The 20,820-nt window shown below is 33.0% G+C and carries 19 protein-coding genes and 3 pseudogenes; 4 read left to right on the forward strand and 18 right to left on the reverse strand.

The genetic code is table 11. The features are described 5' to 3' along the window. Nucleotides 1–140: 140 nt before the first annotated feature. The 8 genes and pseudogenes from MHH66_RS20855 to MHH66_RS20885 all read right to left on the reverse strand — a co-directional run bounded on the left by MHH66_RS20855 (nt 141) and on the right by MHH66_RS20885 (nt 7,206). A complete protein-coding gene (locus MHH66_RS20855; protein WP_078184072.1) occupies nt 141–797 on the reverse strand; it encodes an S-layer homology domain-containing protein in 657 nt (218 codons plus the stop codon). A gap of 401 nt (nt 798–1,198) precedes the next feature. After that, nucleotides 1,199–2,095, reverse strand: a complete 897-nt coding sequence (locus MHH66_RS20860; RefSeq protein WP_078184071.1) for a DMT family transporter — start codon at nt 2,093–2,095, stop codon at nt 1,199–1,201. Between the two features lie 219 nt (nt 2,096–2,314). Next, entirely contained in the window at nt 2,315–3,268 is a 954-nt protein-coding gene (locus tag MHH66_RS28655; protein WP_445661876.1) for a methyl-accepting chemotaxis protein, read from the reverse strand. After that, nucleotides 3,263–4,042: pseudogene (locus MHH66_RS28660) on the reverse strand (MCP four helix bundle domain-containing protein); the annotation flags it as partial. The pseudogene MHH66_RS28660 and the gene MHH66_RS28655, both read right to left, overlap by 6 nt. 135 nt (nt 4,043–4,177) lie before the next feature. Then, entirely contained in the window at nt 4,178–5,446 is a 1,269-nt protein-coding gene (locus MHH66_RS20870) for a M48 family metallopeptidase (protein WP_002166167.1), read from the reverse strand. A gap of 222 nt (nt 5,447–5,668) precedes the next feature. Then, the gene (locus tag MHH66_RS20875; protein WP_078184069.1) at nt 5,669–5,968 is read right to left on the reverse strand and encodes a hypothetical protein; all 300 of its coding nucleotides are present in this window, start codon (nt 5,966–5,968) and stop codon (nt 5,669–5,671) included. 31 nt (nt 5,969–5,999) lie between these two features. After that, entirely contained in the window at nt 6,000–6,356 is a 357-nt protein-coding gene (locus MHH66_RS20880) for a hypothetical protein (protein ID WP_016094570.1), read from the reverse strand. A gap of 1 nt (nt 6,357) precedes the next feature. Beyond that, nucleotides 6,358–7,206 carry a CPBP family intramembrane glutamic endopeptidase gene (locus MHH66_RS20885; RefSeq protein WP_078184068.1) on the reverse strand — a complete coding sequence of 283 codons (849 nt, stop codon included), beginning with the start codon at nt 7,204–7,206 and terminating at the stop codon, nt 6,358–6,360. A gap of 139 nt (nt 7,207–7,345) precedes the next feature. Here MHH66_RS20885 and MHH66_RS20890 point away from each other — a divergent pair, with 139 nt between their 5' ends. Then, complete coding sequence (locus MHH66_RS20890; protein ID WP_002064182.1) at nt 7,346–8,047, forward strand: response regulator transcription factor; 702 nt, start codon at nt 7,346–7,348, stop codon at nt 8,045–8,047. 9 nt (nt 8,048–8,056) lie between these two features. Next, nucleotides 8,057–9,799, forward strand: a complete 1,743-nt coding sequence (locus MHH66_RS20895; protein ID WP_078184067.1) for an ATP-binding response regulator — start codon at nt 8,057–8,059, stop codon at nt 9,797–9,799. Nucleotides 9,800–9,952: 153 nt separating this feature from the next. On the opposite strand, the gene MHH66_RS20900 is transcribed toward MHH66_RS20895, so the two are convergent. Then, nucleotides 9,953–10,855, reverse strand: a complete 903-nt coding sequence (locus MHH66_RS20900) for an AraC family transcriptional regulator (RefSeq protein WP_033730687.1) — start codon at nt 10,853–10,855, stop codon at nt 9,953–9,955. Between the two features lie 136 nt (nt 10,856–10,991). Between MHH66_RS20900 and MHH66_RS20905 the strand changes: the two genes are divergently transcribed. Next, nucleotides 10,992–11,477 carry an RNA polymerase sigma factor gene (locus MHH66_RS20905; protein WP_078184066.1) on the forward strand — a complete coding sequence of 162 codons (486 nt, stop codon included), beginning with the start codon at nt 10,992–10,994 and terminating at the stop codon, nt 11,475–11,477. Nucleotides 11,478–11,482: 5 nt separating this feature from the next. Then, nucleotides 11,483–12,604 carry an anti-sigma factor gene (locus MHH66_RS20910; protein ID WP_078184065.1) on the forward strand — a complete coding sequence of 374 codons (1,122 nt, stop codon included), beginning with the start codon at nt 11,483–11,485 and terminating at the stop codon, nt 12,602–12,604. A 67-nt stretch (nt 12,605–12,671) separates the two neighbouring features. Here the strand turns inward: MHH66_RS20910 and MHH66_RS20915 are convergent, their stop codons facing one another. From MHH66_RS20915 to MHH66_RS20955, 9 genes and pseudogenes are all read right to left on the reverse strand, one after another. Beyond that, a complete protein-coding gene (locus MHH66_RS20915) occupies nt 12,672–13,283 on the reverse strand; it encodes a hypothetical protein (RefSeq protein WP_002087082.1) in 612 nt (203 codons plus the stop codon). A 483-nt stretch (nt 13,284–13,766) separates the two neighbouring features. Further along, nucleotides 13,767–14,744: an HD domain-containing protein gene (locus tag MHH66_RS20920; protein WP_078184064.1), complete on the reverse strand. Its 978-nt coding sequence runs from the start codon at nt 14,742–14,744 to the stop codon at nt 13,767–13,769. A gap of 133 nt (nt 14,745–14,877) precedes the next feature. Further along, on the reverse strand, nt 14,878–15,984 hold the full coding sequence (locus tag MHH66_RS20925; RefSeq protein WP_078184063.1) for a metallophosphoesterase: 1,107 nt from the start codon (nt 15,982–15,984) through the stop codon (nt 14,878–14,880). A 438-nt stretch (nt 15,985–16,422) separates the two neighbouring features. Next, nucleotides 16,423–16,674: pseudogene (locus MHH66_RS20930) on the reverse strand (hypothetical protein); the annotation flags it as partial. Between the two features lie 10 nt (nt 16,675–16,684). Next, nucleotides 16,685–17,533, reverse strand: coding sequence for a hypothetical protein (locus MHH66_RS20935; protein ID WP_063218759.1), 849 nt, complete (start codon nt 17,531–17,533; stop codon nt 16,685–16,687). Nucleotides 17,534–17,590: 57 nt separating this feature from the next. Beyond that, a complete protein-coding gene (locus tag MHH66_RS20940; RefSeq protein ID WP_063218760.1) occupies nt 17,591–18,520 on the reverse strand; it encodes a hypothetical protein in 930 nt (309 codons plus the stop codon). A gap of 136 nt (nt 18,521–18,656) precedes the next feature. Further along, on the reverse strand, nt 18,657–19,121 hold the full coding sequence (locus MHH66_RS20945; RefSeq protein WP_063218761.1) for a DUF6882 domain-containing protein: 465 nt from the start codon (nt 19,119–19,121) through the stop codon (nt 18,657–18,659). Nucleotides 19,122–19,223: 102 nt separating this feature from the next. Continuing rightward, complete coding sequence (locus tag MHH66_RS20950; RefSeq protein ID WP_063218762.1) at nt 19,224–19,928, reverse strand: hypothetical protein; 705 nt, start codon at nt 19,926–19,928, stop codon at nt 19,224–19,226. 55 nt (nt 19,929–19,983) lie between these two features. Beyond that, nucleotides 19,984–20,730: pseudogene (locus MHH66_RS20955) on the reverse strand (RHS repeat-associated core domain-containing protein); the annotation flags it as partial. Between the last annotated feature and the right edge of the window lie 90 nt (nt 20,731–20,820).

A 20,820-nucleotide genomic window follows, 5' to 3' on the forward strand; every position in this document is an offset into this window, starting at 1 on the left:
ATTCATGTTTTGTATTAAAGTGAATAAATATACATGAATTAAATAAAAAAAGCGCAAAACTTTTGCACTTTTTTCAAAATAACATATTACTATAATTAAAATATTTTCACCTTTCTATTAAACAACTTTTGAATTTCCGCTTAATACTTCTCATCTTTCAAATGAAAATTCATAATAGCCTTATATAAAAATGCTGCATATTGCTCACGTGTTACAAATTTATTTGGTTCAAACTTTCCATTCCCTGTTCCTATTATGACATTATTAGATTGCAATGCACTAATTGCATTTTTTGCCCAATAAGTATTTGGTACATCTGTAAATGTATGTTTCTTCTTCACTTCAAATGAAAATGCTCGTGTAAGGACTTGTGCTACTTCTGCACGTGTTATCGTTTCCCTCGGTCTAAAATTCCCCTTCTCATCACCTTTAAAAATACCATGTTCTGTTAATGCTAAAATTTCCTTTGGAAACATTGTTGATCTTTCAGAAATATCTTTATACGGATTATGTGACTGTCCTTCATGTTTTATATTAAGTGCGCGATATAGTACTGCCGCCACTTGTTCTCGCGTTACATTATCACCAACACCAAATTTCCCATTTCCATAACCTAGCATAACTTTATTATATGCAACGTCTATAATATATTCATATGCCCAATAGTCTACTGGAACATCATCAAATACAATCACTTCTGGATACTCTTCTGCTTTTATATTAGGAACATTTACATTTAATAATAAACCACCCATAATAGTCGCTACCGTCATTATACGCAACATTCTTTTCTTCATTGCCCTCTCTCCTTCATTTCCATTTTATTAAAATGGAAAATAATAGACTACATTCTTTTTCCATATTACATATGCTGTATTTACAAATCTCATGTAATACATTCATTTTTAACATCTATTATTTTGAAGATTACTACTAAAGGGAAGCAAATCCGTCCTCATTTCAATTGGTATACCGAATCATAGACAAATTATTATGACGTATACTCTGTAAATCCTTCTTCAGTTTCAAAGGATTTACAATGTTGTACACTAACATATTCTATAAGATTTTCATTAAATCCTTTGCTTATAAAAACTTCATTTTTCAGACAAAAAAAGTGCAAATATTGTCCATTTGCACTAAAAAACATTCCACCTATTAACGTTAATGACGTAGCTACTTTTAATCCCGGTAAATATTATGCTTCTGAGTACACTTTCACTCTTTCATCCCTCGGCTTCCAGAAAGTAAATGCCATTCCTACAAATATTAAGGCAATCCCTACAATTTGCATACTCGTCGGTCTGAATCCAGTAAAGATCGTATCTAACAAAATTGCAACAGCAGGATCTAAAAACACTAATACAGAAATAAGTCTCGTCGGTAAATCTCTTAAACTGTCAAAAAATAAGTAATATACAAACCCAGTATGTATAAGTCCTGTCGCAGTAATCATCATCCAGTTCATCTCTGTTAATCCTTGAAACTTCCCGAAATCTACGAATGGTAGCAATAAAAATATGCCTAAAAACGTTTGTAAAAAGGTCATCGCATATGCACTCGTATGCTTAATTCCTTTTCCGAGCAACGTTGTAAATGCATAAAATAAAGCTGCAAGAAGCGCCCACACCATTCCAGACGACATAAGTTTCTCAAGCGACATACTTCCATCTACCCCAGCTACTAAAACTGTACCGATGAAACAAATAACAATGGACATAACAGCAAATACTGTTAGCCTCTCTTTAAATACGATACTACCGATCATTAATACGATAATTGGAGCGAGATGATACACTGAAATCGCAATTGTAATCGACATGAGTTCAAACGCTTTAAATAAAAACACCCAGTTAAAAACGAGAAATACGCCACACGCTAATATTTGCACAATTTCTTTTTTATTCCATTTCTCATTTTTATATTGTCCTGTTGCAAACCAACATAGCGTTAAAAATAAAGTCGCACAAATACAACGAATAAATACTAATTCAAAAGATGGTAAACCCGTTTGGACAGAAAAAAATCCAATCGATCCGAAAATAGACATCGAAAGAATCATTTTTATAGCCGGCATTGATTTTGAATGAAACAATTTTCTCCTCCCCCTACAATCATCTCTTTATAAACTAAAAATTCTAAAAACATTACATATCATTATATATCACAATTGAAAAACTGTAAAAAAATAGAATGTGAAAAGTAGAATTCACACCAAATCTTCATAATAAAAAAATCATCCTTTATTTCTTATAAAGGATGATTTTTTTGCTATTTACTCAGAGGAATTTCACTATATATAAACTTAAATATATTATTTTTGAAGAGTAAATTGTGAAACAATCTGCTTTAATCCTCCTGCTACGCTATGCAGATGCTCAATTGAAACTGAGATTTCTTGAACTGATTTTTCTTGCTGTTGAATAGACTCTTTTACCCTATCAGTTCGATCAGATGACCTTTGAGAAATTTGCGCCATGTCTTCTGTAGAAGCAAAAATCTCCTCACTACTCGCTGCAATTTCATCTGTAGACATAGATACCGTTTGAATTTGCTCAGATACTTGCTGCACTTTTTCTGTAATTGTTCCAAATACTTTTTCTGTATGCATTACTACTTGAGTACCTGCCTGCACCTCAGTATCTACTTTCCCCATCATATGTACCGTATGGTTCGTTGTTCCCATAACTTGAATAATAAGTTTCTCAATTTGTTTTGCAGAATCACTAGATTGTTCTGCTAATTTTCTTACTTCATCTGCCACAATTGCAAATCCTCTACCACTTTCTCCAGCACGTGCAGCCTCAATTGCGGCATTTAATGCTAATAAGTTAATCTGAGAGGTAATACCTTGCATAACATCAATGATTTTAACAATTTCTTCTGATTGTTCTTTCATAGTCTCTACTTGTTTCACACCGCTATGTACTGAATTTTGGATTGTATCCATCTGTTGAATCATTTGTTTCATTAATTTGTTACCACTCTCTGCATCTAATGCTGATTGAGCAGACAATTCATTTACAGAGGATGATGTATTCACTATGCTCTGCATTCCTTGTGTCAACTCTTCCATCGCACCCGCAGTTTGTTCCATTGCTTGCATTTGGCTCTCTGCGCCATTGGCAACTTCTTCAATATCCATAGTGATTTTCTTTGCTGCACCGCTAGATACTTCTGATGCAGATACTACTCCGTCTGCATGTTGGAATAAAAGCTGAATATTATTCTCTACTTCTTGCATATTTGTTCTTAGCCCTGCAATCATCTCGTTAAAATCACTTACTAATATACCTAATTCATCTTTAGCATTATAATCACCATGTACAGTTAAATCTCCCTCTTTTGCTCTTTCCATCATACGACTAACCGTTTGTAAAGGAGCAACTATAAGTTTGCTAATAATATAACTTACTATACATATAATGATTGTAGTAACTACTGCAAGAATGATAAAGGTAATAACGGACCGATCTATCATTTTTTGAGAATCTTTAAATACTTGGTCAGCTAAATTTGAAACATACTCTTCTAAATCTACAGCATAACCAGCTAACTCTACTCCCTTCGGTTTTAAGTCCTTTTGAAATTCGTTTACCATTTGAGATTCATTTGTTCCCTTTGCTTTGTCAAACAACTTCTTATATGTCTCCATATAACTTGGCAAAGATTTCTTCATCTTCTGAAACAGCTCATCCTCTTGCTTACTTAAATTAACGCCATCATCATATTCTTTTAATAAAGAATCATATTTTTTAAGATCCTTTTCAACATTACCAATAATCCCTTCTTTATTTGTCCCCTCATTTTGTGACGTTGTAATTAATTCTAGTAAGTTATATTCTAGTGAATTTTGTGTACGAAGCATTCCTTCTAATAAAACTGCAGAATTTTGATAATCATCTACTACAACCTCTGTATCGTGCTTAATCTTATTAATAGAATTAATTGCTACACAACTCATAATTGCCATGCCCAAAACTGCTAATGAGATAAGTAAGAATAATTTATGTTTCACTTTTAAATTTTGTAAAAAATACATATTTCCACCTTTATTCCTTTATATATAGATTTTTAGAATTTTATAGCTTATTATTTACAAAATCACAATAAAAAGCAATGATAAATATTCCCAATACCAAACTTATATTTCTATAAAAAAGAAGTAGCATAATCGCTACTTCTTGTTTTTTTGTTTTTCATATTGTTCAAACGTATGAATTCTTTCGAAAATTGGTGGATGTGTATATAAGAAAAATTTCACTAACGCAGGCGGATTCACTTGGCTTAAGCTTGTTTTTGATAAATATTGAAAAGTTTTCACACCAGACTTCCCATCTTTCGTCATATTTAAAGCATATTGATCTGCCGCTCGTTCTTCTATACGTGAAACGTAGTTTGTTGCTGGTTGTGATGCAAAAGATAATACAGAGGAAATTAAGAAAAATAAAGGTAAAATCGAGAAACATGCCATTTTTGAAATTTTCAGCGTATCTCCCCATTTTCGAATACACAAATTTAAAATTCGACTAATTACATACATACCTATAAACGATAGTAAAATATAACTCCCAACGCCCCAATATATATGTTTCATAACATAATGTCCCATTTCATGAGCCATTATAAATAAAATCTCTTTATCTTTTAATTGCTTAAGCGTCGTATCCCACATTACAATGCGAGAGTTAAGGCCAATTCCCGTTACATATGCATTTAACGAATTCGTTTTTTCCGACATATTTACTTCATATACGTGTTTAGCTGGAATATCAGCTTTATCTGCCATTGTCAAAATTTTCGTTTCTAATTCTTTATTTTTTAGCGTCGAGAAATCATTGTAAAGTGGATCAATAATAACAGGTTGCACGAACGTTAAAAAGATTGTAAATGGTACAGAGAGCGCCCATCCTGCTAACCACCATCTCTTCGGGAATTTACGGATAAGCCATAAAAGAACTGTAACAATGAGTAACATAGTCGCATAATTCACCCAAAAATCGATAACATGATCTTTTATCCAGCTTTGTGTACTTTGCGTGGAAATGCCGTAATCAACGGACACTTTACGCCCGATCCATTGCATCGGTAATGCAAGAACTGTTGTTAGTAGTGATAAATAAAAGAAATAAATTGCAACTTGTAAGACATTTATTTTGGTCGTTTCCTTCGACCATTTCTCAAACTTTTTTGAAATACCGAGCACGAGTACAAATAATAAAATAATCCATTCAAGAGGCGTCGCTAAAAAGAACAGTAAATTTTTCACACGCGAATAATCTTGACTTAGCGTAAGCTCCCTCGCATTCATAAAAGTTTCTGGATCTGCACTCGTTCCTTTATACATGTCCGGAATGAGCTCATGATTCCATCCAAATAAATACCAATATATAAGTAACGCAAACCCAACGTATAAAAAAAGCGACCACCCAATAACTTTCCTCACGCTATTCCCTCCTCTATGCTGCCTGTCTATTATTATTGTAAGTTCGTACTTTCAAAATTAGAACAAGCTAATCGTGATAATTGTTCTAGCTCGTTCAATTTACATAAAAAAACTCTTCTATTACAAGAAGAGTTTCACCGGCTCATAATCTGGTATAAGAAATGTACTTACAAACCAATGCCTTTTACATATCGTATATATTCATAGTCCTTAAAATCCTTCTTAAGGAAGTACATCTATTAACAAACTAAAATCTTGCAGAGAAAAAGAACTATATTTCATAATACCTTGCACAGCTAAAAGTAAAATAAGACCGGTCACACACATGTAATTAACGCTTTCTTCACTCTTTTTTTCAGCAACTATTCCGCCGCTTATACATAATATTCCCAACAAATGGAGTGCTAAATACATAAAGAAATACGCTTCCTCCCAGCGAAGAACAACATTTACTGTCGTAATCAATACTAAACTCAGTACAATCAAATAAAAAAACTTATTTGATGATATTGTTTCATTCATATAATTTTATACATCCCTTTCAAATTTCGAATTAATGATGTTTCAAAGCTATAAAGTAAATGATTGTTTTCATGCCATAAAACAAAAGGAAAGCCACCATTACTTTCTCGAATACTTTATGAACCCACATATACTTCTCTTCATTTTTTTTGAAGATGCGCTTCATCATTTCTTCTACAATTAGACCAAATATTAGTAAAACCCCTAACACAATAACAAGAGAAATAATATTTTCTTTTACATGAGTACTAGAAAATAAGTAATACTCTGGAAACACAATTGTATCTACTACAGGTTGCACCCAATGACAAACGCTTTTATCACACATATCTGTAAGAGACGTAGACTCTATAATGTCTTTCAATATTTTTTCAAACGTTTTCTTCATCTCATTTACTCCCCACTACGTCTGAAAAGATTTTTTCCTGCTCTACATATATAGCTGGCATTTCTTTACTCCAATATTTGCGGTTAACAAATAAAAAGATGAGTACTAAGTTTAATCCCGTTATAAAAATAATAAGTCCTGGAAAGAACGTCGTATAGTTTGAGAAATCTGCAAAACTCATGATTTTTTCTCTACTTACTAGGAAAGATGCACAGAGTACAAATGTATTGTTTAACATATGTATCGCAATTGGCATGAGTAAGCTTTTCGTACGAATATATACGATTGATAATACGATACTAAATACGGCGGCACCGAGAAAATCGACATGTAATATCGCAAATAAAAGTGCCACTGCAATCATCGCTACACTCGTTCCCCATTTTGCTGCAAAACGCTGCAGTAAAAACCCTCGAAAAACAAACTCTCCGACAATAGGTGCGATAAATACAACCCTAATAAATTGAAATACATATCCCCCGGTACTATCTATAATCGGTTCATGCAAGGCATTCATAATAAAATCTGGTGTAATCCATGCAAAGCTGTACATATATAAAATAAGATAGCCGTAACTAAACATACAAAGTATAATCGCGATGTACAAAACTTGCACTAGGTTAAATGTTTCGTTTCTATTAATAAATAATGAAAATGAAACACGATGCTTTCTATATCCGTAAAAAAGCCATATTATTGGAAGGATATAAAATATAAGCATATTTATAAAAGATGAATTCTGTATATGAAATGTATTTTCTAGCACTTCATTACTACTTCGTGCTATTAAAATTAGTAATGCAAATACAATTAAAAAATATCTAGCTCGCATCGTTTGAAACGGATTCACATTCATCTCCTCCCCATGTTACTTTTATCATATCATTTGAATCTTAATTTTTTGTGAAAGAAAACCTTAAAATTTCCTTAAAAATTCCATAAGTTACAAAAAGATGATATGATATTCGAGGAAATTAGGAGGGATTCATATGTATCACGCAAATATTCTACTCATTGATGATGAAACAGCAATTTTACAATTACTAACTACCATTCTTGAAAAAGAAGGTTTTTCTCATATTACAACTGCAACATCTGCGGAAATAGCCTTATCTCTCACCGAGCAAAACAATTACGATTTAATTATTTTAGATGTAATGCTTCCTGGACAATCCGGTTTTGACATTTGTCCAATCATTCGCCAAAAAACGGATTGCCCTATCTTCTTCCTAACAGCAAAAACATCTGATGTAGATAAAATTTCCGGATTTTCATACGGTGCGGATGATTACATTACGAAACCATTTAATCCACTAGAAGTAGTCGCTCGTATGAAAGCTCAACTCCGAAGACATATGAAACAAAACATACAAGAACAAAGAATATACTCCTTTTCTTTTGGGAGATTTGAAATTGATCAACATTCTGCGGAACTAACAGTAGATGGAAACGTTGTCGAATGTTCCGCTCAACTCTTTCAACTACTACTATTCTTTTGTGAGAATCCAAACTACGTATTTTCGAAGGAAGAATTATACGAAAAAGTTTGGGGAGCACCTGCCTATAATGGAGATGATAATACTGTTATGGTTCACATTCGAAAACTACGTGAAAAAATTGAACAAGATCCAAGTAAACCAGAATACATAAAAACAGTTCGTGGACTTGGCTATAAGTTCATTACAAAGTAGGTTAAAGATATGAATTTTAATAAACGACTTATAATCCAGTTTATTTTACAACACGTTTTTGTCTTAGTTACGTTACTTATCGCAGTAATTGCTTCTTTTTCTTATTTAATTTTTCTTCTTAATAGTACTTTATATGAACCTAATATTTCTGATTATGATACCTTTACAATCTCCGAATATATTTCTTCTGAAGACAATAACATTACTTTAAAATCTGAGGTAAAAGATTTAATAACAGAAAAGAGTGATTGGCTTCAAATTGTAGCTGAAGATGGAAAGGTCCTTTACAACTTTAATACGCCTAACGATATTCCGACCTCTTACACAAAGACATCCTTACTTACGTATTTACAGAATAGTAACAACAATATTTATAAATTTAACTATTGGGAAATTAAATTAGAAAAGAAACCAGTGATCGTTATTTACGGTGCCAAACTAAAAAGTAATGCATTACTAAAAACGATACAACAAGGACACCCTTCTTTATCATTAAATGAATTTGCATTAACTGAACAAGAAAAACAATTACTTTCTAAAGAAAAAGCAACACTGCAAATATTTAATAACAATGGCGAAGAAGTTTTTTCCTATCCAACTGGGAAGAAAAAAACATTTTCGGCTATAAAAACGGCTCTTAATGAAAAAGAGCCGTGGAATTATAAAGAAAATACATCTAGTTTTTACGATTCAAATAGCGGTCATCTCGTCGTTGTATCCGCCCCAAACGCTCATTATTATCCAGATGATGAATTAGATGATATATTTACCAAGAAACTTCTAATCGGATGCAGCTTAATCCTCCTTATTGTGTTTGCTTATTTAGTCATTCTTTCAATTTGGTATGGAAATAAGTTTGGAAAGCCTTTATTACACACGATGCGCTGGCTTAAAAACATAGCCGGAGGAAAATATGAAGAACCTGTTAGTAAAAAAGGCAAACCTGTTCGGTTTCGGCGCTCCGGTAAAGAAAAATGGTCGTTCCGCATATTTAAAGATGTTACAAACTCACTAGAGCACCTTTCTATTACTTTGAAAAAGAACGATGCAATGAGAAAAGTACTGCAACAAACACGTGAAGAGTGGATTACCGGCCTGACGCATGATCTAAAAACACCGCTTAGCTCTATATACGGCTATGCATTATTACTAGAATCGAAACAATATAATTGGACGGATCAAGACATTCAACAATTTGGCCATGTAATGAAAGAAAAATCTCAATATATGACTACATTAATTGACGACTTAAGCTTAACATATCAATTAAAAAATGATACTCTGCCTGCGCAACACGTAAATGTTGAAATTAATCAGTTCGTCCGAAAAGTACTATTACAATTTATTAATAACCCGACACTACAAAATCAAAACATTGAATTCGTGCCAAGTTCAAGCAAAATCCAATATTTTATTGAAGAAAAATGGTTCCAACGTATTATCGAAAACTTATTAGCAAACGCTGTAAAACATAATAATGAAACGACAAACGTAATCGTAAAGCTTTCGCAAAATGAAAATTCATTTACACTATCTATTTCAGATAATGGAAAAGGTATGGATGATAAAACGAAAGAACTTCTATTCGAGCGATATTACAGAGGAACGAATACAGAAGAAAGCAACATCGGAACTGGACTTGGTCTCGCCATTACAAAACAGCTCGTTCATGCCCATAACGGAACGATTTTCATTGATAGTGAAGTTGGAAAAGGAACGACGATTATACTTGTGTTTCCATTTAGTTCGTAGGAAAAGGTGCTTTTATAAAGCACCTTTCTCTTTTCGGAACAGCGCGCTAGTAAATGAAATTATATCGACTTAACTATAAAATACAACAATAGTAGCAACCTATTAATAAAAGAAGACCGTTCAAAAATACCTTTTGAACGGTCTTTCTTTCTATTATTTCTTCTTCACCGGTATCCAAAGTTCAATTTGAGCGAACTCACTTTTGTCTGCATGGGAACGTTCATCGTATAGCTCAAACTCATTAACGCCGCAATGTTCGTATCCTGAATGCGGGAACCATTCTGAGAATACTGCATTCCACGTTTGGTGAATAGACGATACCATTTCTTCATGAGGAACTTTCGGCGTTGTAAATACTGCATACGTTGCGGATGGGAATGTACGCTTTGCAACTGCATTTGGTACATTTTCAAAGTCTGTAACTTCCATTCCGATAATATAAGTGAAGTCCCCTGTTTCTAAATTAAAATCAGTACATAATCCTAGCTCTACCCATTGGCTCGTATCTTTACGATTCGGAATCGTCGTTCCAAGATCTTTTTGTAAATATTCTTGCCAAAATGCTGGAATGTCTTGATGGTTTTTTCCTTCTTTACTTGTCGTCTTCAGCTCATAACCCGCCATTAAAAATTCTGGTTTATTTACAATACGATATTCCATTTGTATGCCCCCTAAATATGGATTTAATTTTCTTTGTTTTACATTCACTCTATAATACATTGGTGTTTCAATTTCTTGTTTTCGATATTCACTTGGTGTCATTTGAAATAATTTTTTAAAGGCTCTCGTGAACGTTTCGTGAGATTGAAAGCCATGCTCAAATGCGATATCAATAACTTTTTCATCCGTATGAGAAAGTTGATAAGCTGCCCGGGCTAACCTCCTCTTTCGAACATACTCCATTACTGTATCGCCTACTAACGCCTGGAATACACGATGAAAATGCGACTCAGAAAAACCTGCAACACGTGCTAAATTACGCAGCGTTTGTTTTTCCATTACATCTTCCTCAATATAATCAATTGACCTTTGAATTTGTGTTTCATAGCTTTCCATCTCTGTTCACCCGCCTTATATGTATTATGATAAAAGAGAATCCTATCCAATTCTTGACGTTTTTTACTATAATTCCATAAAAATTGTAACTTTTTTATATGTATTTCGTTGTTATGTATGAAGGGAGGGAAATGTAGTGAAACGCAAACAATCATTAGAAGAAATTTACTCAGAGCATATGCAAGATTTATTTCGCTATCTTCTCTCCCTAACCGGAGATTCTCATAGTGCTGAAGATCTCATGCAAGAAACATTTTACCGGATGCTCGTCCATATTGACTATTATAAAGGAGAAGAAATTAGGCCGTGGTTATTTACAATCGCCTACAACGCCTTTATCGATTGGTACCGAAAAGAAAAGAAGTATAAAACAACGCAAATTGAAGAATTCCATTTACCAAACGTGCCAAGTACAGAACACTCTTATTTCGTAAAACATGCGATTGCTAGTTGGTTACAAAGTATATCCTCTCTTCCGCTCGAAAGACGAAATGTGTTACTACTACGAGATTACTACGGATTCTCTTATAAGGAAATAGCAGAAATGACTGGTCTCTCGTTAGCAAAAGTAAAAATTGAATTACACCGAGGACGAAAAGAAACGAAAAGCATAAAGGAGTGATACAGATGGGTTGTGCAGAGTTTAAAAAACTGTGGACGAAATACGAAAAAGGAACGCTCACACATGACGAACAAGAACAGTTAGAAAGTCATATAGAAACTTGTGCAGAATGTGAAGCTCATTTAGATGAATTGCTTGCGAAGAGTGAACCCGTAAAGAAAAAATTACCGCCAAAAGATCTTAAAGTTCCTTTTTGGAGAATTAAGTGGAAACATCGGTTACAAACGTTTGGTTTTATATTATCCATTTGCATCGTTATATATATAATCGGTGGGGTATTATCAGCCTTTTATTTTCAAGCTAATAATGATAAAAGGCTAGAAGAAATTAGAGAAGTTCCTTCGCTTGCACTTGAAGCAACTATCCCAAATAGCCGTGTTATGGGGGGCGGAACAAGTGTAGAAGCTTTTTTCCGTACGAACAGCAGCTTCGATTTAGTAAGAACCGTCGGCAAAAAAGAAATGCCACTCGGTACAGTAGAAACAAAAAGCTTCTTATCATCTGTAGATGTCACGAAACAAACTTGGATGAATCCGTTCTATCAACCAAAACTCTTCTTTGTTCATCCCAAAACAAAGCAGGGTGATTATTTAAAGGATTCCTCAAAAAAAATATGGGATACACTTGCAAAAGTACATGATGGAACCGTTGCAGAAGTAGCAATTTCTTTTGATAAAACTTACACTTTAAAAGAATTAGAACCGCTTTTATATAGCATATTCGAAGCACAAGAACTCCCTCCAACTCCTGTATGGTACGCTTTAGATACAGGACAAGAAAGAAAAAATGTAGATGACTATATCTTACATGGCGGAGAAGCTATAGGATTTCCAGAACATGTAAGATTTCTAGATAGTAACGCAGACAAGTACAAAACGCCAGAAAATCAAGTAATCGAAATGATGCGCGTCCTTTCTATCCATAAAAAAACGGTAAGTAAAATAGCAGCACTTCCTGAGAAAGAACTCAACTTAGATAAACGTTATAAATATGTAAAAGATAACGGCGTAAAAGTATACGGCATTGTCATTACGGGGCCGTCGAAAGAATTATTAAAATTACAAAACTCCCCGCACGTACGTTATGCGACTCTTGGAGATATTGAGGTTTGGAATTGGTTTGATTAGTGAAAATGAAAAGGTTGTGTAGAAAATAGCAGCTATTTTCTACACAACCTTTTTAATAATTTAAAACCTATATTTCACTAACAGAATCTGTGAATAAAGCGTGGAATACGTTAACTTCCCCCATACGTAAACATTCCGTTTCTATATCGGGAATTGCAGTTCTAGCAACTTCTCGTTCTACTCTTACAAATCCTTTTGTATTCATTAGTTTATCAAATTCACAAATGGTATCCATTTCTACATCGATTGTTTCAAAAGTCCATTCCCTTACATCTTCATCATATGTTGTTTTTAATACGTAGTAATAATAATATTTATCAAGTAAGCTAACAAAAACCCCTAAATCAAGGCGCTCGCCTCTTGATTTTCGTATCCAATCAATATCATCATTTAACATCGGTTCTTTTCCATTTAGTAACACATTATATTCTAAACAATTATATAGGTTTAAATCTGTATAGTCTGACACGTGATAATCACAAAATGTTGACTCGATTAAAGACAAAACTTCCTTTTGAGAGCTTTCGTTTTTTATAAAACTCTCTTTCAAGTCTACAAACTTTTTATGCTCTTTGGACTCCTCGTACAATCCTTCTTCTTTCACAATATTTTTCGGAAAGAATTTGTAAACTGTTTCTTTTAATTCATTCATCATTTCAGGTTTTGCCGTTTTAACCATTCTGTAAATCCTCCTATGCTAAAAAGAATTCTCACCGCAATAAAGAATCATACCCTAAATATGTTATTAATTAACAAATAAATTATATTAAAATAAGCAATATGATTCAATTCTGTTTTTTAAAAATTTTTCTGTTATAATGGCTGATTCCGAACATTATGTTTATCATAATATAAAAATTACAACAAAAAACGACAAAAACCTTTAAATTACCTTAAAAAATATAACAATCTATATATAAAGAACGAAAGATTCTAAAGCGATTATTGAAAAATATATTATTTTTGTCACATTAAAAATTAGTACTTTTTTCACAAATTATTTTTGGTGGAAAACTTTACAAGTTTTATTTTTTACCATAAAAGGCATTTGTCTGGTAAAATAAAGTAGTATCGTAAAAATGTAACACATTTCCATACGAACAACCCTTTAAAGCGAAAAGGTGTCATCATATTGATGACACCTTTTCCTATTACAAATAAACTAATTAGAAATCACTTTCACATACATCCCTCTTATCGCCTTTTCATAAGCGATATCGCTCATCTGTCTTATTTTTTCCGATACAACAGACGATCGAACAACTTCACCTTCACGAAGTAATGGAGGATCAATAAGACGCACTTTATTTTTCTGATGTAGATCATACTCATTTCTATCTTCTTTTACTTCTATACTTGGATGAACTTTTCTTAATAAAGCATCTACTTCTTGATCTTTACATAGCTGCAATTTCGTAATAAGCTCATGATCTTCAAAAAGAAAATCATCTGGATGGATTATCTTTTTATGAAGGGCTAATTTTAACGTTTTAGCTAACATATCGTTTCCATAAATATTAATTGGTTTCATAAAGAAATCGATTACTTCTTTGTAATACGTCTTCGTAAACCATTCAGCAATCTCGATATTTTGAAGAACCATTTTTCCATTCACTGCAATCAAATCTTCTAAAAAATTTTGAGCTTCTTCTAAAGAAACATATCCATATGTATACATATCTCTCAATGTGTAATCCACTCGGTCTGCACATAATTCTGGTGCGGATCTTTCCAGTAACGTCCACTTCGAATCATCTAACAAAATATCTTCATAGTTATAACCATGTTTTGAAAGAATCGCCGGAATTTCCGAGTTTTTAACGACAGCACTAAATATTTCTTCATGATAACTTTCATTTTCGTTATCAAAAACATAATCAATCACATGAGAAAAAGCAGTATGCGATACGTCATGCAGTAAACCAGCAATCTGTTCTTCTACTGAACCACCAAGTTTTTTAATTAACAACATAGCACCAACTGAATGATCAAAACGCGTTACATTCCATTTTTCATTCATTAAGTAACTTGCTCCGGCTTGATGAACCCCTTTCAGCCTTTGCACAGGTTTACTTAAAATTAATTCTTCTAACACTTTATCTACTTTAAACTCACCGTATATTACATCTGATATGATCACTTATAATCCCCCTTTTCAAGCAGAGTCTTCTTATAGTATCTCTTTTTTCAGAGAGTAAATAAAGAACTTCACTCGAATATTTTGTACCTTTAAATTAAAAAATAGAGAGCACTCAGCTCTCTATTTCACAATCCTATTCAAATGTAACTTCAACCTGCACAATCTCAGATCTACTTCCCAGTCTAAGCGGTGGTCCCCAGAATCCAAATCCAGAAGAAACAATTGCGTGGAATGCACCTTTTTGTGCGTATCCCCAGTCTAGTTCGTACATTTTTCTCGTCACAATATGATTTGGAGCCATTTGTCCGCGATGCGTGTGACCGGATAATAATAAATCAACGCCGGCGTCCGCTGCTTGTTTTAATTCAAATGGTTGGTGATCCATTGCGATAACAGGAAGCGATTTATCTACCGTACTCATTAGATTTTCAAAGCTTTGACGATCTCGCTCTGTTTTATCCCTTCTTCCAACGAGATAAAAATCATCTTCAATTGTAATGACTTCATCTAAAAGAATACGAATATCAATCTTATCCATCTCTTGTAAAAACTCAGGAACAGCTCGTCCGTAATATTCATGGTTTCCTAACACACCATATACGCCTAATGGAGCTTTCATCTGTTTCATGATTGGTCCCATATTTTTCTGAATGAACACACCTGGATGATCATCGATAATATCACCCGGCAGTAAAATAATATCGGGTTTCATTTCATTTACATGACGAACGAGTCTCTTTAAATGAGCAACTCCAGACAGTTTACCGAAGTGCATATCAGAAGCCATCGCAATGCGTAAACTTTTACGCCCTTCTACTTTTTTCGGTATATGTACATCATACTTTCTTACAACCGGGCTATACGCATTAAATACCCCGTATGCGAAGATAAAGAAAAATACGAGTAAAGTGACTGCCCCTGTCCAAATAATTGCCGTCTCTTTCTCCACTGAAAACTGTAATAATAAGACGGCAATATCGGCTAACGGCAATAACATAAGCGCGTATTGTATAACCGCAAACCAAATTGAACCGACCGTTCGCAGGAAAGGAAGGAATTTAAACACTTGTACGAGAATATACGCATATGAAATGAAGCCAACTACGAAAGCGTAATATCCCCAAGATTCCCAGCCGAACACCGCATGAAGCCAAACCCATCCGTTCCAGCCGATGTAAAACATGAGTAGTGTGTATACAATTAAAATAGTGAATATATTGAGATAACGAAAATTTTTCACTGCTAGCCTCCTTATTGATTTCTTCTATTATAACTTGTTATGCACGTTTAACGTAAATATTAAGCACTCCAAACGGACCGTAATAAGACTGCTTTATTTAACTCTTATTCCACGAAATTACTCGATGTTTTTTAGTTGTTTTTCTAATGACCATCTAGCTGGTTTTTTTGCACTATTAAACCAAATCGCACCTTTTTTCAACCATTCTTTTCTATACTCAATAAACGTATACCCTTGATCACAATCATCATAACCAAATTGAAAGCCGCAACATGAACAAATCTCATATGATGGATCATCATCTTCATATGGTGGATCTAATAATTCGTCAAAACCACAAATTAAACATATATAATTCATATCATTATTATTCATCTTATCACCCTTTAAATTATTATCATTGTTTATCAAAGTATTTTTTCTTGTCGGTTTAAAATTAGATAATAAATTATCTAACTCACGTTCAAATTCTTTTATTTCATTGATAACTTGTTCAGTATTTAATGCACTCATAACTTTGACCGGATTCGGTGTTTCATTTATTAAAAAGTCTACTAAGGAAGCAATTTTCTTCCCGCTAATAATCTCAAATCCTTTTATGGACGAACATAACATAAAAAACTTTTATCTAGTAGCTTTTTCTTCTACCTTTTCTCTTAACATTGCAATTCTCTTTAAACGTTCGTTCACGTTTATCGCCTCATATATTAAACACATCAACATAATACAGCCCATCTTCCGTCTGAAAATACATAACAGATCCGCGGCTATAATAATTAACAAATTGAATCGGCTCACCTAGTTCATTACAAGGATTGCTATCATACACATGATTATTGTTTAAATCATAAACAACCAACTTTTTATCTCGAGTAATGAATACTGCTTTATCTTGAGCAACCGCAAAACTTTCCGACCATATTTCCCTAGTTAAATTGATTTCATTCCACGACATATGAAATTTTTTATCTTTCATTTGAACTAAAGGAAATTCTGAATAATAATAGAGCCAAACATCTCCATCTATAACGTTCATTGCATAACAATCATCTATATAAGGTATATTATATTTTTCTACATATTGATCATAACTATCAAAAATCAATTGACCTTTAGAATCAAAAGCAACTATCCCGTTTGCTCCAATTGGGCAATCTCCGAAAATTCCTTCATCACAATAACTAACCCATATATCTTCATTCACATCAACCTGACAATCTTGAATCCCTTCTCCGGCATAAAACTTACAATATTCACTTCCGTCCGCATTATAAATAACCGCATTATCATCTTCATAACTAAATATAAGTAACCATTTCTCTCCGATTCGTTGCATACATAATACAGATTCAACATCGATATCTACGTTTAAATTGAATTTACTTATATTCACATTATTTTTATCCAAATAAATAATACAAGGTTGATTCGTATTATCTTGTACTAGTAAAATCACATTTTGTTTATAATCCAAACTCATTTTTTTTAACTGATAAGCTTCAACAATATCCTTAAAACTTACTAACTCTTTACATGCGATATCTTTCATATAGATGAAAATCCTCTCATTGATTCTAAACATAAAAAATAAGCGTCAAACTTCTATTTATTCTCCCTCTTCTAAAATCCCATATTGCTCCCAACAAAATATTCGTTTCCCTTTAACAGCATATATTGTTTGATCCCTTGAAAAAATATACTCAAATTGAATAGGATTCCCATCGCCATCTATCGTTAACAGAGTTGTTAATTTTCTATTTATAAGTGAATGTGCATAGATTTGATTGTTATCTACACCAAATATTATATTATTTTTCATTTTTAAATATAATGATGTATGATGCAATGTTGTTTCATAAAGGATAACTTGTTCACATCGTTCTTTATGAATCTGTGTGAATGTATATGTTCCTTGCTCGTTATAGTAAGACATAAGAATCTCACCTGTCTTTTGTATATTTATCGCTGTACAATCACAGACAGATCTCTTTATTGAATTATTGAATTCATTAGTAATTAAATCGCCATTCTTAGAGAAAATAGCTAATCCGCTCTTTTCAAATTTATTAGTATCATATATATTTTCCCAATCTATCGAATCAAAATCTTCATCTGAAATAAACAATTCCTCTACAGAAGTAAATATACCTTCTTCACTATACCCAACCAATACATGTTCTTCTTCATCAACTTGAAAATATTTTATTCCATTTCCTAAGTAATATGAAGCAATGATGTTTCCTTTTTTATCAAAAATTGTAGCCGTTGTATCTTCCTTTTTCTCAACGAAACTTTTAACCACAATCCAATTTTCTCCTAAAGGTTGAATAAAGTTAAAATATTGATCATTTTCTATAGTATATTGTTTCAAAACGCCAGATTTCAACGAGTGTATAATTTTATAAAAATAAGTATCATTAACCTTTTTATCCAGTACTAAAATTATAATATCTTGTTTGTTTCCCGTTGTAATACAGAGAATTTCTCCTTCTATATATGAAAAATCTATCCGCTTATTAAATACTAGTTTTTTCATAACTAACAGACCTCCAATAAATTGATAATAATCTAATTCAGTCGGAATGCTCTCACTTCCACCAGATAATAGGAAGAGCTTACGTTAGCTCTTCCTTTTTCATCTTACCTTATCTATAATTTTTAGTAGGCTCTACTTACAATCCATTCGGTAACATAACCGCCATAAATAAATCATTTCTCTCATCTGATACTATATACATTCCTTCTGCATCTAAATATTCAATGGAAAAGGCTGCTAGCTCATACGCCATTTCTTGATCGCATTCAAAAAGTGAATTTATAAAAACCTCATTTCCTGTAATATTTTGTAAATCTTTCAAACAGTTAGACTTACTTCTTGCATAATCAGCCGCACTCTCATTAGCCCAAGACCACATCCAACTGTTACTCTTTCCAGACCAAGAACCTATAAATACAACACTAAATTCAAGTAACACTTGACCATTATTTTTAAACTGTAATATGCATTGACCTTGATCATACCAATATTCATCAAAGTTATCGATATTATAATCCGAAATGAATTTTTGCTGTTTACTTTCTAATTTGTCATAACACATATCAAGATAACTCTCGAATTGTTCATTTGTCATTACCAATTATAACGCGCTCCCTTGCTTCCAAATCCCCGCTACAAACAATATATCCTACTCTCGCAAAACCTATATAAAACTACAAAAAAATTGCATCATTTTTATAAATTATGAACACTTCAAAATTAGCCAAGGGTACCACAATATCTCTTCCGCCTCTATCTTTTGATTATCAATTAAATGAATAACATATTGTGCATCTTCATAATTAGCGACAAGTGATAAATCATTTAAATTCTTACCATACTTTTTAAAATCCGTTTGTAAGTTATTATGAATAAATGAATAAAAATTATTGTTACTATAACCACATATATCAAAACCTAACATTTCATGGTTATTGATACAGAAGGGTAATGCGTTTTCTAGAAAATGGTATATAGAACACTCGAAATCATTTTCTTCTCGCTCATTCAATAGAAAATCCGTCCAATACTCTTCTGAAAGATTCAAACTAGTGATTTCTAAATTCTCTATACCCTTTAAATAGTGTTTCTTAAAAAATCTCGCATCCTCTAAATCTCTAAAAACATTTGGCCAGGAAAACCTTTTTTCCTGTATCAATGTATCTAAAAAACATTGTGCCTGTTCATGCTCCTCTTTACTAATCCTTAATCTTGAATTTATTAGTTTAGTAATAGATTCATTTTCATTTGTATTGGACCAAGGGAAAAACCAATAATCAGGGAATGTAGGCCGTACGCTATTACTTATTGTTAAAATAATTGAGGACAATCCCTCACTTATACAAGTTTGATAGATAAGCTCTGTTTCATCTGAAATTATCATAAATCCACCGTTGTAATATTTCATGTCCATCCCTCCTTCCTGTTATGAATACAAGCATTTTTCAATAACTATATTTTTTTTAATATCCTCTTGGATATTCCTTTTTAAATGGTTTTCTCACTTTTTCTTTCGGATATTTCTTCTTAGTTATAGGGTTTCTATTGTATTGATTTTTAGTTTTAACATTTGGTCGAGGAACATCACCATGCGGTTTTCCTTCTCCACGAAATTGTTTCCTCAACACTCCTCCTTTTCCATAAGTTGCATATTCAGTCACTTTTCCATTTTTAGTTTTATATCTTGTATGTGGACTCCCCTTTTCCTTTGGGTCTGGTCCTGACGGTTTACTACGAGCCTGCATGACTCTGATTTTTGCACCAATACGCCAAGCAGCATACGCACCACCAACTGCTAAAGTTGCCAATAAGGCAGCTTTACCAACGCCTGGCACAAAGTATATACCTGCTGCACCAAAAGCAAGATGCCCATCTGGATCAATCATCATCACCGGATTATTATCACCATACGTATATCCATTTTGTGTAACTGGATCATCCTCATCACCCGGATCAGGATCCACCGATAAGAACACACCATGGTCTGGGTTATAGTATCTTGCAATTAAGTAATACATACCAACTTCTTTATCATACATGTATCCTGCATATCCAAATGGATTATTTGCTGCGATACCTTTCGTATCACTCTTTAATACGTTACCCCATGAATCATATTCATACGTTGCTACAACTTCTTTATCTTGATTCGTCATCGCAACTACATCACCACGAGGGTTATAGTGGTAATATAACGTTTGTCCTTGTGATTACATATCCAATAAAAATCTATCTATATAAGAAAGAAGGCGCCTCAAAAGGTCATTAAAAATGATCTTTTGGAGACACCTTCTTCAACA

The organism is Bacillus sp. FSL H8-0492, from assembly GCF_038006145.1.
Classification (GTDB): Bacteria; Bacillota; Bacilli; order Bacillales; family Bacillaceae_G; genus Bacillus_A; species Bacillus_A mycoides.